This window comes from Terrabacter terrae, from assembly GCF_039529575.1.
GTDB lineage: Bacteria > Actinomycetota > Actinomycetes > Actinomycetales > Dermatophilaceae > Terrabacter > Terrabacter terrae.
Window position 1 is genome coordinate 14,586 of record NZ_BAAANB010000002.1, and the last position, 16,078, is coordinate 30,663.

Annotated in this window: 11 protein-coding genes; 7 read left to right on the plus strand and 4 right to left on the minus strand. The window is 71.3% G+C overall.

Annotation, left to right across the window (positions count from 1 at the left end; genetic code table 11):
* The first annotated feature begins 5 nt into the window (after positions 1-5).
* Positions 6-680 carry an NUDIX domain-containing protein gene (locus tag ABD194_RS04470; protein ID WP_343988275.1) on the plus strand — a complete coding sequence of 225 codons (675 nt, stop codon included), beginning with the start codon at positions 6-8 and terminating at the stop codon, positions 678-680.
* Complete coding sequence (locus tag ABD194_RS04475) at positions 677-1,090, plus strand: YchJ family protein (protein WP_343988278.1); 414 nt, start codon at positions 677-679, stop codon at positions 1,088-1,090. Before ABD194_RS04470 ends, ABD194_RS04475 begins: the two co-directional genes overlap by 4 nt.
* An 18-nt stretch (positions 1,091-1,108) precedes the next feature.
* Here the strand turns inward: ABD194_RS04475 and helR are convergent, their stop codons facing one another.
* On the minus strand, positions 1,109-3,259 hold the full coding sequence (gene helR, locus ABD194_RS04480) for an RNA polymerase recycling motor ATPase HelR (protein ID WP_343988281.1): 2,151 nt from the start codon (positions 3,257-3,259) through the stop codon (positions 1,109-1,111).
* Between the two features lie 183 nt (positions 3,260-3,442).
* Positions 3,443-4,531, minus strand: a complete 1,089-nt coding sequence (locus ABD194_RS04485; protein ID WP_343988284.1) for an acyltransferase family protein — start codon at positions 4,529-4,531, stop codon at positions 3,443-3,445.
* Positions 4,532-4,676: 145 nt separating this feature from the next.
* On the opposite strand from ABD194_RS04485, the gene aspS reads away from it, so the two are divergent.
* Together aspS and ABD194_RS04495 are read left to right on the plus strand one after the other, a co-directional pair.
* Positions 4,677-6,506 (plus strand): aspartate--tRNA ligase, encoded by a 1,830-nt coding sequence (aspS, locus tag ABD194_RS04490; protein ID WP_343988287.1) that lies wholly within the window; start codon positions 4,677-4,679, stop codon positions 6,504-6,506.
* A gap of 173 nt (positions 6,507-6,679) precedes the next feature.
* A complete protein-coding gene (locus ABD194_RS04495; protein ID WP_343988292.1) occupies positions 6,680-8,425 on the plus strand; it encodes a peptide-N4-asparagine amidase in 1,746 nt (581 codons plus the stop codon).
* 84 nt (positions 8,426-8,509) lie between these two features.
* Here ABD194_RS04495 and ABD194_RS04500 read toward each other — a convergent pair whose 3' ends face one another.
* Entirely contained in the window at positions 8,510-9,274 is a 765-nt protein-coding gene (locus tag ABD194_RS04500; protein WP_343988295.1) for a GNAT family N-acetyltransferase, read from the minus strand.
* On the minus strand, positions 9,271-11,466 hold the full coding sequence (locus ABD194_RS04505; protein WP_343988299.1) for an MMPL family transporter: 2,196 nt from the start codon (positions 11,464-11,466) through the stop codon (positions 9,271-9,273). The genes ABD194_RS04500 and ABD194_RS04505 overlap by 4 nt, the downstream gene beginning before the upstream one ends.
* Before the next feature lie 20 nt (positions 11,467-11,486).
* Between ABD194_RS04505 and ABD194_RS04510 the strand changes: the two genes are divergently transcribed.
* The 3 genes from ABD194_RS04510 (at position 11,487) to ABD194_RS04520 (ending at position 16,017) form a co-directional block, all read left to right on the plus strand.
* Positions 11,487-12,887: a replication-associated recombination protein A gene (locus ABD194_RS04510; RefSeq protein ID WP_343988801.1), complete on the plus strand. Its 1,401-nt coding sequence runs from the start codon at positions 11,487-11,489 to the stop codon at positions 12,885-12,887.
* Between the two features lie 248 nt (positions 12,888-13,135).
* A complete protein-coding gene (locus tag ABD194_RS04515) occupies positions 13,136-14,167 on the plus strand; it encodes an ABC transporter permease (RefSeq protein WP_343988803.1) in 1,032 nt (343 codons plus the stop codon).
* A 95-nt stretch (positions 14,168-14,262) separates the two neighbouring features.
* Positions 14,263-16,017, plus strand: coding sequence for an ABC transporter substrate-binding protein (locus tag ABD194_RS04520; protein WP_343988302.1), 1,755 nt, complete (start codon positions 14,263-14,265; stop codon positions 16,015-16,017).
* Positions 16,018-16,078: the final 61 nt, after the last annotated feature.

A 16,078-nucleotide genomic window follows, 5' to 3' on the forward strand; every position in this document is an offset into this window, starting at 1 on the left:
CGCAGATGGGTCTCGACGCGCCTCGGGGCACGGGAGCCGACCTCGTCGAGGACTGGACGCCCGAGACGGTCTTGGAGTCGACCACCCCGTTCGAGGGGATCATCTTCGACGTCGTGCGGGACCGCGTCGACCTGGGGGAGGGCGGCGTCGTCACGCGCGACTACATCAGCCACCCCGGAGCCGTCGCGGTGCTGGCCCTGCGCGAGCTCGACGGCGTCGACCACGTCATGATGATCAGGCAGTACCGCCACGCGACCGGCGCCCACGTGTGGGAGCTGCCGGCGGGACTGCTCGACGTCGACGGCGAACCCCCGTGGGAGGCTGCCGCCCGTGAGCTCGCCGAGGAGGTCGACCTCGTCGCGGACGAGTGGCACGTGCTCGCCGACGACGTCACCTCCCCCGGAGCGTTCCCCGAGACGGTGCGGATCTTCCTGGCCCGGGGACTGAGCTCTGTCGACGACGACGACGCGCACGAGCGCACCGCCGAGGAGCTGTCGCTGCGCCCGCTGTGGGTGCCCCTCGACGACGCCGTCGACGCCGCCCTGGCGGGGCGCATCAGCAACTCGGCGACGCTCGTCGGGCTGCTGAGCGCCGGCCACTCGCGCAGCCGTGGCTGGTCGACCTTGCGCCCGCGCGACGCCGCCTGGCCGGCCCGTGAGGCCCAGCGCGACCGCTCGTGAGCGGCGCCGCGTTCGGCACGGGCACGCCCACCGGGGCGTGCCCGTGCGGTTCCCTGCTGGCGTATGCCGTGTGCTGCGGCCCCCTGCTCGACGGCGAGCGGCCGGCGGCGACGGCAGAGGCGCTGATGCGCTCGAGGTACACGGCCTTCTCGCTGGGCGACGAGGCGTACCTCGTGCGCACCTGGCACCCCCGGACCCGGCCCGACCGGATCGGTCTGGATCAGGGGGTTCGCTGGACGGGGCTCGACGTGCGCCGCAGCGAGCGCGGGGAACCCGACGACGAGGACGGTGTCGTCGAGTTCGTCGCGTCCTGGACCGACGTCGACGGGAGCACCGGGCGGCTGCACGAGGTCAGCAGGTTCACGCGGCGGGCCGGCCGCTGGGTCTACCTCGACGGCGAACTCCGCTGACCCCGTTGACCCTTCACCTCACGCGCGTGTGAGCACGACGAGCTCGCTGGTCGCGCGAGTCATCGCCACGTAGCGGTCGACGGCACCCTCGATCCCGGAACCGAGGGCCTCGGGCTCGACCAGGACCACGAGGTCGAACTCGAGCCCCTTCGTCAGGGACGGCGTGAGGGAGCGGACCCGAGGCCGTGGCGTGAACGCCGGGCAGCCCACGACGCAGGCGACGCCTTGGGAATGCTGCGCGAGCCACGAGTCGACCACCTCGTCGAGCTCGGTCGTGGTCCCGGTCCGGACCGGGATCCCGCTGGTGCGGACCGAGACGGGCACGTTGGCATCCGGCAGGGCCGCCCGGATGACCGGCTCCGCCTCGGCCATGACCTCCGCAGGGGTGCGGTAGTTGACGCGGAGGGAGGCCACGGTCACGCGGCCCATGCCCAGGCGGGTGAGGCGCTCGTGCCACTGCTCCGGGAACCCGTGTCGCGCCTGGGCGCGGTCACCGACGACGGTCAGGCTCCGGGACGGGCAGCGGCGCAGCAGCATCTGCCACTCGGCGTCCGTGAGCTCCTGTGCCTCGTCGACCACGACATGGGCGAACGGTCCGGCGAGCCCGTCCGCGCCCGTCCGCGCCGGCTCGTCGGCGTCGTCGAGCGCGCCCTGCAGGTCCGCGCCACGCAGCATCGACATCAGGTGCATCTCCGAGTCGTCGTGCTCGATGAGGTGGTCGACGACCTTGGCCCGCTCCTCGCGCTCGGCGGCGAGGGCGGCCTCGCGCCGCCGCCGGCTCGCCGACGCCTCCCGGTCGCCGAGCCGGTGGCGGGCCGCGTCGACGAGGGGCAGGTCGCTCACCGTCCACGGTGCTCCCTCCGGCCGCTGCAGCAGGCGCACCTGCTCGAGGCTGAGGCCGGGCGCGCACCGGCGCAGGTAGGCGGGCACGGACCACAGGTCGCCGACGAGGTCGGTCGGCTCGAGCATCGGCCATGCGCGGTTCAGGGCCGAGCGCAGCTCGCGGTCGCGCTGGAGGGTTGCCCTGACCTGCTCGGGCGTCGCGTCCTCGTCGTCGTGGCGCTCGACGAGGATCGAGAGCAGCTCGTCCCAGACGATGTCGCGCGCCTCGTTGTGCGGGGTGCCGGGCGGCGGGGCCTGGAACGCGGTCGCCCAGTCGTCGGCACCCACCGACAGCTCGGCCCAGGGCGTGGTGACCTCGAGCGGCTCCGTGGGCGGCTCCTCGTAGAGGGCGACGGCCGGCTCGATGGCGTCGACCAGGTGCAGCGAGGCCTTGAGCCGAGCCACCTCGGGGTCGCTCTCCTCGATCGCATCGGCACCCTCGGGCAGCAGGTCGCGGATGGTGCACGTGCGCACGCCCTCCTCGCCGAGGCTCGGCAGCACGTCCGAGACGTAGGCGAGGTACGGCTCGTGCGGGCCGACGAAGAGCACACCCCCGCGACGGTGCCCGAGCCGCGGGTCGGAGTAGAGCAGGTATGCCGTCCGGTGCAGCGCGACGACCGTCTTGCCCGTGCCAGGGCCACCGTCGACGACCAGAGGGCCTCGGGAGCCGGCGCGGATGATCGCGTCCTGGTCGGCCGCGATGGTGCCGAGGACGTCGCGCATCCGGTCTGACCGCTCCGTCCCGAGGCTGGCGAGGAAGGCCGACTCGTCGTCGAGCGCTGCGGTGTCCACGAGGGCATCGGACGTGAAGGCCTCGTCCCAGTAGTCGGTGACCCGGCCGCGCGTCCAGCGGTAGCGACGCCGGCTCGCCAGGCCCATCGGGTGCGCGTGGGTGGCGCCGAAGAACGGTTCGGCGGCGGGGGAGCGCCAGTCGACGAGGAGACGGCGGCCGTCCTCGTCCGTCAGGCCCAGGCGACCGACGTAGACGGTCTCGCTGCCGTCGGAGGTGACCATCCGTCCCAGTGCCAGGTCGAGGCCGTAGCGACGCAGGGTGCGCAGCCGGGCGGTCAGCCGGTGCACCTCCTGGTCGCGCTCGAGGGCGGTCTGCCCGTGACCGGCCGGAGCACGGCGCACCGTGTCCAGCCGGCGGGACAGCTCGGCGACGGTGTGCTCGAGGCTCCGGGCGATGGCCGCGAAGTGCTCCTCGTCCGCCTGCAGGAGGGCGGGGTCGGCCTTGTGGGCCAGGACGGGTGACAGGTCGAAGGCGTTGCTGGTCAGTGGGTTCACGCAGGCTCCCATCAGGTTGCGCGACCGAGACGAACGGCCGGAGCCCGGAATTCTCGATGACGACCGGGGGCTTGCCGCAAGCCCCCGGGTGCGCTATACGTTGAGAGTGGAGGGGCGAAGGTCCCTCCTTCTCGTGGTCCGCGGGCCGTGCGCCCAGCGCGCCGAGGGGGAGGTGGCCGGTCCTCAGCGGGCGGTCGCCGGGTCGGTCCGGGTCTGCGCGTCCGCTCGTGCGACGTGGTCCCGCTGGCGAGCCGATGGCTGGTCGAGGCGCAGCCGACCGCGCAGGCGCCCCACCGGCCGTTCGACGAGCACCCACGACAGCCACGAGACGAGCACGGCAGCCCCCACGAGCAGCAGGTTGCGGGGCGTCGAGTGCTCGCCGAGCAGGCGGCTGTTGATCAGCGCCTGGTGCCACAGGTAGAGCGCGTAGCTGATGGTCCCGAAGAAGACCAGGACGCGGGAGCCGACGACGCGCGAGTGACCCGACACGGCGGCATACACGAGCCACACGCCGAGCATCGCGTAGACGGCCCCGAGCGGACGGAAGAGCGGGTGGTCGACGGCGAGCCCGTGCCCGGGGAAGGCCGAGACGGCCACCATCACCGCGAACGGCACGAGCGGGCTCGAGGCCGGGAGCGTCCAGCCGCGGCTGCGGACGGCGGCCAGGGCGAAGGCGAGCGATGCCCCGAGGAGCAGGGCGAACGCGTTCGTCTCCGTCGAGATGTCCAGCCGGATGGCGGTCCCGCGTGTCCACACGGAGTAGAAGGTGCCGAGTGCAGCGAGGCCGAGGACGATGGTCAGCGCACGGCTGCGCAGCCACGCCATGAGACCGATGAACACCGCCGGCCACACCACGTAGAACTGCTCCTCGACGGAGAGTGACCAGAGGTGGTTGAGCAGGCCGAGGTCGGTGCCCTCGATGCGCACCCAGTTGCCCACGTAGAACAGCGACGCCAGCCCTGCCGTGGGGTAGTGCGAGAGGCGGTCGTCGCCCGTGGCCCAGAGCAGCACCGGGACGAGGGCCAGCAGCAGCACGAGGGCAGGCAGCAGCCGCAGCGCGCGCCGGCCCCAGAACCGCCAGAGGCTGACCGAGCCCCACCGGTCCCACTCCGCGATGAGCAGGCTCGTGATGAGGTAGCCGGAGAGGACGAAGAACAGCGTCACCCCGGACAGGCCGCCCCAGCGCACCGGCAGCCCCACGTGGCTGGCCACGACGAGGAGGACCGCGAGGCCCCTGACGCCGTCGAGGTCACGGTTGCGGGAGTGCTGCACGGCGAAGAGCCTAGGCGCAAGCGGTCTAGGATTGGTCCTCGGTGCCCGTGGCCGACCGCCGCCGGGCGCCCGGCTTCGCCCAGTGGCCCCCGTAGGCCGGCTGTGCCGCCCGCGCCACCCGCCCCACGTCCCGGAAGGACCCTCCGTGCTCCGCACTCACGAGGCCGGCACTCTTCGTGCCGACCACGCAGGCCAGACCGTCACCCTCACCGGTTGGGTGGCGCGGCGTCGAGACCACGGCGGAGTCGCCTTCCTCGACCTGCGCGACGCCTCGGGCGTCGCCCAGGTGGTCGCCCGTGACGAGGTGCTGGCCGAGGGCGGCGCCCACGACGTGCGCAACGAGTACTGCGTCCGGGTGACCGGCGAGGTGCGCGAGCGCCCCGAGGGCAATGCCAACCCCGACCTGCCGACCGGCGACATCGAGGTCATCGTCGAGCAGCTCGAGGTCCTCAACCCGAGCGCCCCGCTGCCCTTCCAGATCGACGAGCGCGTCACCGTCGGCGAGGAGGCGCGCCTCAAGCACCGCTACCTCGACCTGCGCCGCCCCGGCGCCAGCTCGGCCGGCGCCGCGATCCGCCTGCGCTCGAAGGTGAACGCCGCCGCTCGTGCGGTTCTCGGCGCTCGCGACTTCGTCGAGATCGAGACGCCGACGCTGACCCGTTCGACGCCCGAGGGTGCCCGGGACTTCCTGGTGCCGGCACGCCTGGCCCCGGGCTCCTGGTACGCCCTGCCGCAGAGCCCGCAGCTGTTCAAGCAGCTGCTCATGGTCGCCGGCATGGAGCGCTACTACCAGATCGCCCGCTGCTACCGCGACGAGGACTTCCGCGCCGACCGTCAGCCGGAGTTCACCCAGCTCGACATCGAGATGAGCTTCATCGAGCAGGACGACGTCATCGAGCTCGGCGAGGCGATCATCTCGGCGCTCTGGCGACTCATCGGCGTCGAGCTCGAGGCCCCGTTCCAGCGGATGACCTACGCCGAGGCGATGGCCCGCTACGGCTCCGACAAGCCCGACCTGCGCTTCGGCAACGAGCTGGTCGAGTGCACCGAGTACTTCAAGGACACCACCTTCCGGGTCTTCCAGTCCGACTACGTCGGCGCAGTGGTCATGCCGGGCGGGGCGAGCCAGCCGCGCAAGCAGCTCGACGCCTGGCAGGAGTGGGCCAAGCAGCGCGGTGCCCGCGGCCTCGCCTACGTCCTCGTCCAGGAGGACGGCCAGCTCGGCGGGCCGGTCGCGAAGAACCTGACCGACGCCGAGCGGGACGGCCTCGCCGCCCACGTCGGTGCCCAGCCCGGCGACTGCATCTTCTTCGCCGCCGGCACCGCCAAGGCCTCGCGTGCGCTGCTCGGTGCGGCCCGTCTGGAGATCGGCCGCCGGTGCGGTCTCGTCGACGAGGACGCGTGGAGCTTCCTGTGGGTCGTCGACGCGCCCCTCTTCGAGCCGGCGGCCGACGCCGTCGCCTCCGGTGACGTGGCCGTGGGCGCCGGGGCCTGGACGGCCGTGCACCATGCCTTCACCTCCCCGAAGCCGGAGTTCCTCGACACCTTCGACACCGACCCCGGCTCGGCGCTCGCCTACGCGTACGACATCGTCTGCAACGGCAACGAGATCGGCGGCGGCTCGATCCGTATCCACCAGCGCGACGTCCAGGAGCGCGTCTTCAAGGTGATGGGCCTGTCCGAGGAGGACGCGCAGGAGAAGTTCGGCTTCCTGCTCGAGGCCTTCGCCTACGGCGCCCCGCCGCACGGCGGCATCGCCTTCGGCTGGGACCGCATCGTCTCCCTGCTCGCGCGCACCGACTCGATCCGCGACGTCATCGCCTTTCCGAAGTCGGGCGGCGGCTACGACCCGCTGACCGCGGCGCCGGCGCCCATCACGCCCGAGCAGCGCAAGGAGGCCGGTGTCGACGCCAAGCCGGCCGCATCGGCTCCCGCCCCGCAGGGCGCCCCGGAGGTCAGCCCCGTGCGGAGCTGAGCTCCCGCAGACCTCGTGGAGGGCTGTCGGCACCTCGGTGACGGCAGCCCTCTGCGCGTCTGCAGCGAGGGCGGCGTATGCCGTGCCGCGCGTGTGCGGGACCGCTGGCGTATGCCGTGAGCGGGCGAGCGCTTTGCCCAACCTTGACCTTCTCGGTCCTAGCGTCGGGTGACATGCGCACACCTCGCCTGCGACCCGTCACCACCGCGATCCTGGGCGTGGTCCTGGCCCTGACGGGCGCCACCGCTGCCTCGGCCCTTTCGGCAGCACCCTCACCGGCCCTGTCACCGGCCCTGTCACCGGCCCTGTCACCGGCTGCTGGCACCGCGTCCGCCACGGCCACCCCGCCCGGTGAGTTCGCATCCGACTGGGACGACCCCCGCACCCCCGAGCCACCCGTCACCGTGCCGGGCACGCGGCACTGCACCGTCCGGGTCGTCGACGACTCCTTCGCCGACTTCGCCGTCCACACCAGCTCGTACACGCCGCCTCCCGGGTGCGCCGGCCCCTGGTCCAAGGTCGTGATGCGCCTGTCGGGCTCGGTCGCCGGACGGCAGTTCGACCGGCTCGGCTACCTCGACGTGGCAGGCGTGCGCATGCTGACCCTGTCGACCCCGGAGCCGAGCATCGACGGCATCCGCTGGCACGTCGAGAAGGACGTCACCGATCTGGCACCCCTGCTCACCGGGCCGCAGCAGGTCTCGATGTCCATCGGCAACGTCGTCGACGCCACCTACACCGGCGTCATCCACGTGTCGGTCGACCTGGACTTCTACACCACGGGCCACGGGGCACCGGTGGCGCAGACGTCAGACCAGGTGCTGCCGCTCGTGAACTCGACTCGCGACGGCAGCGACCTCGTCGGGGCTCTCACCGTGCCCCGCAACTCGACCCGACTGCTCGCCGATGTCTTCGCGACGGGCTCGGGCGGTGGGTGTGAGGAGTTCTGGGACACGAGTGCCCCGGCGTCGACCGGGTACTCCTGCCCCGACGGGCTGCCCTACCGCGAGGTGGACGTCCGCATCGACGGGCAGCTCGCCGGCGTCGCCGCGCCGTATCCCGTCGTCTACACGGGCGGCTGGAGCAACCCGTTCCTCTGGTACACCATCCCCTCGCCCAAGGCGTTCGACATCCCTTCCCTCGGCTACGACCTGACGCCGTACCTCGCTCGGCTCGACGACGGGCGGTCCCACGAGGTGCGCCTGTCGGTCGTCGGCCTGCCGGCCGGGCAGGGCGGCTGGACCCTCGCACCCCGCTTCCGCGTGTGGCGCGACGCCGGCCGGAGCGTCGTCACCGGGACGACGGGTGCGCCCTCCGGCGGTGACCCCGCGGTGAAGAGCACCGTGACGGGCACGGGCGACCAGGCGGGTCGGGTCGACCTCGACGCCACCCGCGACTTCGCTGTCACCGGAACGCTGTTCACGTCGCGCGGGCCCGTGACCACCACGGTCACGCGGAGCCTCGGGAACACCTCCCGCCACTCCTGGACCGACGGTGAGGCCGACGACTCGCTCACGGCGTCGTGGACCGACACGCAGGTGGTGGAGGCCCGGCACGGGCACGGCACGCCGACCGTCGAGCGCACCGTGCACCGTTGGGACAAGGAGGGCGTGCTCGGTTTCCACCCGCACCCGGGCGCCGACGGCGCCTACGACGTCACGGGCGACCTCGCGATCACCTGGGGGGAGGACCGTTCCCTGACGCGCGGCGGGGCGCGGCTCTCGAGCCGCTCGGAGACCTCCTCCTACGACGGGCGCGCGAGCTGGATCTACGGCGTGCCGCGCGACCAGCGGCACGCCACCGCCGACACGAGCGCCCGGGCGACGGTGACGGAGACCCACCTCGGCGGGAAGTCCACCGGTCACGACCACCGTCTGCGCTCGGTCAACGGGGTGTTCGTCCTGGACACGCTGCACTGAACCCGGGGGCGAGGACGTGGAGGGTTGCCGCGGCCCGCGCGGGCGGCAACCCTCCACGACACCCCGCCCCGTCGGCCGTCTGCCTCAGGAGTCGAGGACGACGGGCCGGCTCGACCACGCGCAGAGCGGGTCGTAGCCCAGCGAGAGGTAGAGGCTGCGCGCGGCCTCGTTGTGGGAGTACATCCCGAGGGTGCACAGGCCCGTCTCCGCCACCGCCAGCCGCGTGACGGCACCGACGATCGTGCGGCCGAGGCCGCGACCCCGCAGCCTCGTGTCGACAGCCACCGAGGACAGGTGCGGCGCGCCGCCCCTGGTGGTGCCCCACGCGGCCACGGCGGCGAACGACCCGTCCGGCTCCTCGACCGCGAACCAGCGCTCACCGTGACCCGGATCCGTGTCCGCCGTAGGGGAGTGGACCTCGAGGAACGTGCGCACCTCGTCCGCGCGTGCGACGTCGTCGATGGGGCGGACGGACTCGTGGGAGCGATGCTCCTCCGGTGCGGTGGTGGTGTGGAACCACTCCCAGTCGCCGCCCTCGAGGACGCGGTAGCGCTCGCGCAGCCGGGGCTCAAGGTGCTGGGGGACGCTGACCGAGAACGCCCGGTGCCGAGGGGTGATGGTCGCCGCGATCTGCGGCAGGTGCTCGATGAGCGCGGTCACGCCCTCGTCGTCGCCGAGCACGTTGACGGTGCGGCGCACCGACTTCCGGGTGCGCTGGAAGGCGACGGCGCCAGCCGCCTGCCACCAGGTCGAGGCGAGCTCGTCCGTGACCTCCCACCGCACGAAGGGGTGCCCGCCGGTGGCGCCGAGCAGGTCCTCGAGGCCGTGGCCGCTGACCACGCTGCTCACTCGGTGATCCCGAAGCGGTCGTGCAGCCGGCGCAGCGGTCGCGGCGCCCACCAGTTCCACCGCCCGAGCAGGGTCATCGTCGCCGGCACGAGCAGCATGCGCACGAGCGTCGCGTCGATGACGACGGCCGCGACGAGCGCCAGGCCCATCTGCTTGATGATGAGGATGTCGCCGGCGACGAAGCCGGCGAAGACGATGACGATGAGCAGGGCCGCCGAGGTGATGATGCGCCCGGTGCGCTGCAGGCCGAGCGAGACGGCTCGGTCGTTCTCGACGCCCTGGCGGTGGAACTCGACGATCCGGGAGAGCAGGAACACCTCGTAGTCCATGGACAGGCCGAAGCCGAATGCGAGGACGAGGAAGGGCACCATCGACTCCACGGCCCCGACCGACGAGAAGCTGAGCAGCCCCTCGAGGTGGCCCTCCTGGAAGATCCACACGACGACGCCGAGGGCGGCACCGAGCGAGATGACGTTGAGCAGCAGGGCCTTGACCGGCATCACGACCGACCCGGTCATCAGGAACAGCAGGACGAAGGTGCCGAGCACGACGAGGCCCACGGCATACGGGGCCCGGGCCGCCATGGAGTCCAGGAAGTCGATCTGGCCGGCCGCCTGGCCGGTCGTCAGCGTCTCGAACGGCGCACCGACGTCGCGGACGCGGCTCACGAGGTCCTGGGCGTCGTCGGACGTCGGACGACCCGCGACGCGGATGTCGACCCGCTGGTGGGTGCCGCTGAGCGGCTTGACCGCAAGGCTCTCCACCCCCGGAGCCGTGCGGAACCGCTCGGCCCACGACGTCACCGCAGCCGTGTCGGACGACGCGGCGACCACCGTCACCTCCGGTGACGAGAGCGCCGGGTAGTCCCGGTTCAGCTGCTCGAAGAAGACCCGTTGCTGGGCGTCCTTGGGCAGCAGCTCGGTGCCCGACGAGGTGAGCCGCATCGACAGGGTGGGAAGGGCGAGGAGCACGAGCACCGCGACGATCCCGACGATGACCAGGACCGGCCTGCGCTGCACCGCGTGGGCAAGGCCGGAGAAGAACCCGACGTCGGACGGTCGCTCGACAGCCTTGCGGGACAGGCGTTTTGCGCCCATGACGCACAGGGCGGGCACGAGCGTGATGGCGACCACCATCGCGACCAGGACGACGCTGACACCCGCGACGCCGATCGCCCGCATGATCGACGCCTCGAAGATGAGCAGCCCGGCCAGGGCGATGGCCACGGTCAGCCCGGAGAAGAGCACCGTGCGGCCGGCGGTCGCGACGGTGCGCTCGGCGGCGACCGCCACCTCCTCACGGGTCGGCACCTCGTGCTCGCGGTGGGCGAGCTCCTCGCGGAAGCGGCTCACGGTGAGCAGGCCGTAGTCGATCGAGAGGCCGAGCCCGAGCAGCGTCACGATGTTGACGACCGTCGCGTCGAGCTCCACCACGTGGGAGAAGCCGAACAACGACAGCAGGGCGCCGCCGATCGAGACCACGGCGCCGACGACCGGCATGCCGGCGGCGATGAACCCGGCGAAGACCAAGAACATCACGAGGAAGGTCAGCGGCAGGGCGATGCCCTCGCCACGAAGCAGGTCGCGCTCGACGGTGCTCGTGATCGCCTTGACCACCTTGCTGGTGCTGCCCACGGAGCCCTTGGCGCCCATCGCCGCGGGGACGGCCAGCAGCTTCTGCTCGGCCTGGGCCTCTGCCGCGTCCTGTGCGTGCTTGTCCAGCCCCGGCTCGAAGTCCACCACCGTCACGAAGCCGCCGGCGGAGGGTGAGCCCCCCTCGAGCAGGAACGCGGTCCGGGGATCGGTGACGCCGGCGGGCGAGAGCAGCGGGGACCTCACCGACTTGACGCCGGGCACACGTGCGATCTCCTTCGTCGCCGCGGCGCCCTTGGCCATCGTCGCGGCGTCGGTCAGGTCGGCCCCGGTGACCTGCATCGTCAGCGTCTCCAGGGCCGGCTGGCTCTGGGCAATGACGTCCTGCGCCCGGGAGGACTCCGACTCGACGGTGGGAGCGCCGGAGTGCAGCCGTTCGAAGAGCGACTCGCCGGTGACCCCGCCGACGGCCACCGCGAAGCAGGTGGCGGCCACCAGGATCCAGGCCGCCACCCAGCTGCGCGGGTGGCGGGCGATCACTCCTCCGAGACGGGCGAGGCGGGTGCGCGGCATCAGGCCGGCCGGTGAGCGGTTCTGCACGCGGATAGCCTTCCACAGTGATGTCGAACAGCCCGGGGGACCTCTTCGGTGCGGCCTCCGCCGCCGAGCGCGGTGAGCGACCCGCGTCGGCGGGTGACGCCCCGCTCGCCGTCCGGATGCGACCCCGCTCGCTCGAGGAGGTGCGGGGCCAGGCCAAGGTGCTGCGCCCGGGCAGCCCGCTGCGTCGGCTCATCGAGGGCTCCGGGGGTGCCGCGGGACCCCTGTCCGCGATCCTGTGGGGTCCGCCCGGCACGGGCAAGACGACCCTGGCCCACCTCGTCGCCACCGCCGCAGACCGCAGGTTCGTCGAGCTGTCGGCCGTGACGGCGGGGGTCAAGGACGTGCGGTCCGTCATGGACGCCGCCGTCCGCGACCGTGACCTCTACGGCCGCCAGACGGTGCTCTTCCTCGACGAGATCCACCGCTTCACCAAGGCACAGCAGGACGCGCTCCTGCCGGGGGTCGAGAACCGCACGGTCATCCTCGTCGCCGCGACGACGGAGAACCCCTCCTTCAGCATCATCTCGCCGCTGCTGTCCCGCTCGGTCCTCGTCACCCTCGAGTCCCTCTCCGACGACGAGATCGCGGACCTGCTCGGCGCCGCCCTGGTCGACGAGCGCGGCTTCGCCGGGGCGCACACCCTGACCGACGGGGCCGTCGACCACCTCGTGCGGATCGCCGGCGGTGACGCGCGCCGGGCACTGACCTCGCTGGAGGCGGCAGCCGGCGTCGCCCTCGACGCCCAGCCGGCGGGCCGGGTCTCGGACGACCCGGTCGAGATCACCCTCGCCCACGTCGAGCAGGCCGTGGCACAGGCGGCCGTGCGCTACGACCGCGCCGGTGACCAGCACTACGACGTCGCGAGCGCCCTCATCAAGTCGATGCGCGGCAGCGACGTCGACGCGGCCCTGCACTACCTCGCCCGGATGCTCGAGGCGGGGGAGGACCCGCGGTTCATCGCGCGGAGAATCGTCATCTCGGCCAGCGAGGACGTCGGGATGGGTGACCCGACGGCCCTGCAGACCGCAGTGGCGGCGATGCACGCCGTCGCCCAGATCGGCATGCCCGAGGCGCGGATCATCCTGGCCCAGGCCGTCGTGCACAACGCACTGGCACCCAAGTCCAACGCGGCATACCTCGGGATCAACGAGGCGATCGCCGACGTGCGCGCCGGGCGCGGCGGCGTCGTGCCCGCGCACCTGCGAGGCAGCGGGTACGCCGGCGCGGATCGGCTGGGGCACGGGAAGGGCTACGTGTACGCCCACGACGAGCCCGACGGTGTCGCCGCCCAGCAGTACCTCCCCGACGACCTCCACGACACGGTCGGCTACTACCGACCCACGGACCGCGGCTTCGAGGAGCGACTGCGTGCACGGTGGGAGTGGCTTTCGGGGCGCCTGGGACGGACGCGCCGAGAGTGAATGTTTCGCCCCCGCTGGGCCCCGACGGACATTGTGTGGCAGGACGCGAGGCTCGGTAACGATTTGTCATCCATGCACGTCTCGGTGCTTGGACGGCGCGAGTCCGTGTGGCAGGCTCACGTCGTCCCGACGGGGGTGGAGTCGGATGTTTCTGGTGCCCCTCCGGGCGCCCGGGTGACCGAGCCCCCCACCGAACCCCCCGGGTCTGAAGTGAATCCCACAAGGATGGAGACAACGCGTTGAACGCAATGCCGGAGCCCTCAGCAGGAACGCTGACCGAGGTGCCCGAGGAGGAGGCTTCGACGCCGGCCCGCGAGCACCAGGAGGTGCGCACCGGGCGGTCTCCCGGACAGGTCGCCTGGGCCCGGCTCAAGAAGGACAAGGTCGCGATCGTCTGCTTCGCGATCATCGTCTTCTTCATCCTCGTCGCGATCTTCGCCCCGCTGCTCTACTCGCTGGAGTCCGTCGACCCGACGACCGGTGCCAAGGCCGACCCGTACACGACGTACACCAAGCTCATCGACTTCAACGGACTGCCCGAGGTCGGGACGAGCTCGGCCCACTGGCTCGGCGTCGAGCCGCGCCTCGGTCGTGACCTCTTCGCCCGGTGGGCCATCGGTGCCCGGCCCTCGCTCATCATCGGCTTCGTGGCTGCAGCGGCCTCGACGATCATCGGCGTGACGCTCGGCCTCATCGCCGGCTACCTCGGCGGCATCGCCGACAAGATCATCTCGTGGGTCATCGACTTCTTCCTGTCACTGCCCATCCTGCTGCTCGTGCTGGCCATCGTGCCGATCATGCAGAAGAGCTTCGCCGCCAGCGGCGACCTCACGGCCGACGAGACGTCGCGCATCCGGTTCTTCGTGCTGATCGTCATCCTCTTCATCTTCGGGTGGATGGGCCTGGCCCGACTTGTCCGCGGTGAGGTCAAGAGCCTGCGCGAGCGGGAGTTCGTCCAGGCGGCCCGCGCGATCGGCGTGCCGACCCGCCAGATCCTCTTCAAGGAGATCCTGCCCAACCTCGTCGGACCGATCATCGTCTCCGCCTCCATCGCGGTCCCCGCCTACATCACCTACGAGGCCACCCTGAGCTACCTCGGCGCGGGTCTCGTCGAGCCGACGGCCTCGTGGGGGCGCACCATCGCCGACGCGCAGAACCTCTTCGCCACCTACCCGCTGTGGCTGTGGCCCTCGGTCATCGGCCTGTCGCTGCTCGTGCTCGCGCTCAGCCTGCTGGGCGACTCGATCCGGGACGCGTTCGACCCCACCAGCCGCCGCTGACCCCACCGGGTCTCGGTCACCAGATGTTCCCGGTAAAACGCCGGGACAAGCACAAAAGGGAGCAAACAACAATGCGCTGGACCAAAGTCCTGACCGTGGGAGCCGCGGCTTCCCTCGGCTTCGTCGCGGCCTGCGGTGCGCCCGCTGCCAACAACAGTGGCGCCAACGGCACCCAGGGCGGCAACGGTGGCAAGGTCGACCAGGCTGGAGCCGCCCTCGACCCGAACGCCAAGGGCCCCGCCCCGGAGATCCCCGGTGCCAAGCGTGGCGGCATCCTCACCGTGCCCTACACCTCGACCCCGGCGAACCTCGACCCGAGCGACCAGTTCTACCAGGACACGGCCGTCATCTTCTCGCTCACGCACCGCGCCCTGACGACCTACGTCAGCCGCGGCGGCAAGCAGGTCCTCGTTCCGGACCTGGCCACCGACCTGGGCAAGCAGTCCGAGGACGGCCTGACCTGGACGTTCACGCTCAAGGACGGCATCAAGTACGAGGACGGCACGCCCGTCAAGGCCCAGGACATCGTCTTCGCCGCCAAGCGCTCGTTCGACCCGGACCTGGCTGCCAACGGCCCGACGTACCAGCGCGAGTTCTTCAAGGGTGGCGCCGACTACCAGGGCCCCTACAAGGGTGACAAGAACTGGAAGGGCGTCGAGGCCACCGACGACAAGACCGTCGTCTTCCACCTCGAGAAGCGCTTCGAGACGCTGCCGTACTTCGTCTCGTTCAACCAGTTCACGCCGATCCCCGAGGCCAAGGACAAGAAGGCCGACTACCAGCTGCACCCGCTGGCCACCGGCCCGTACATGTTCGACAAGTACACGCCGGGCACCGAGCTGACGCTCAAGCGCAACCCCAACTGGGACCCGAAGACCGACCCGGCGCGTCACGACTACCCGGACGGCTTCCACTTCAAGTGGGGCGTCGACGACATCAAGACGCAGACGGCCATCCTCGCCTCCAACGGCGAGGACGCCACGAGCCTCAACTGGGACCCGATCGACTCCTCGCTCATCCCGCAGATCGAGGGCCCGAAGAAGGCCCAGTTCGAGGAGGGCCCCTCCTCGTGCGTGATCATGGTCAACCTCGACGCGCGCAAGATCCCGCTGAAGGTGCGCAAGGCCATCGCTGTCGCCTGGCCCTTCGACTCGATCCACAAGGCCGGCGGTGAGACGTCGCACTCGTTCTCGCCCGCCAGCACGATCATCCCGCCGCAGATCCCCGGTCACGTCGACTACACGGCGGAGGCTGCTCCCGGCTTCAAGATGAACGGCCAGGGCGACGGTGACCCGGAGCAGGCCAAGAAGATGCTCGCCGACGCGGGCTACGGCCCGAGCAAGCCGTTCGAGCTCGTGTACTACTACACGAACGACGACGACACCGCGCAGAAGGTGAACCAGGTCCGCAAGCAGGCCCTGGAGAAGGCCGGCTTCAAGGTCACCGACATCGGTGCGCCCAACAAGGAGCGTCGCAAGCTCGTCGGCGACCCGAAGGGCAAGTACAACATGCTGCAGTCGCCGCGTGGCTGGTGCTTCGACTGGCCGTCCGCCGACTCCATCATCCCGCCCACCTTCGGCACGATCGCCCTCTCGCAGGGTGGTACGACCTTCGGCAACTTCTCCGACGCCAAGATCGACTCCGAGATCAAGCGCATCCAGCAGCTCTCCATCACGGAGCAGGGCCCGGAGTGGGGCAAGATGGACAAGTGGCTCACGGAGAACTACCTCCTGGCCATCCCGGACTACAACGACAAGGGCAACTCGGTCTTCGGCACGAAGGTCAAGAACGTCCACAACAACCCGAACAAGGGCATGCCGGACCTCAACGACGTCTGGCTCGACCAGTAAGTCGGTAGTGAGAGCTTTCCTCCGGGAGAGCACTATCTGATCGACAGCCGTGGTGGGGGTC

What these genes read in the sequence shown, in the direction of transcription:
- ABD194_RS04495 (WP_343988292.1), top strand. Translation starts at nt 6,680, where the DNA reads ATGCGCACACCTCGCCTGCGACCCGTCACCACCGCGATCCTGGGCGTG.
- ABD194_RS04470 (WP_343988275.1), top strand. Translation starts at nt 6, where the DNA reads ATGGGTCTCGACGCGCCTCGGGGCACGGGAGCCGACCTCGTCGAGGAC.
- ABD194_RS04515 (WP_343988803.1), top strand. Translation starts at nt 13,136, where the DNA reads ATGCCGGAGCCCTCAGCAGGAACGCTGACCGAGGTGCCCGAGGAGGAG.
- ABD194_RS04510 (WP_343988801.1), top strand. Translation starts at nt 11,487, where the DNA reads ATGTCGAACAGCCCGGGGGACCTCTTCGGTGCGGCCTCCGCCGCCGAG.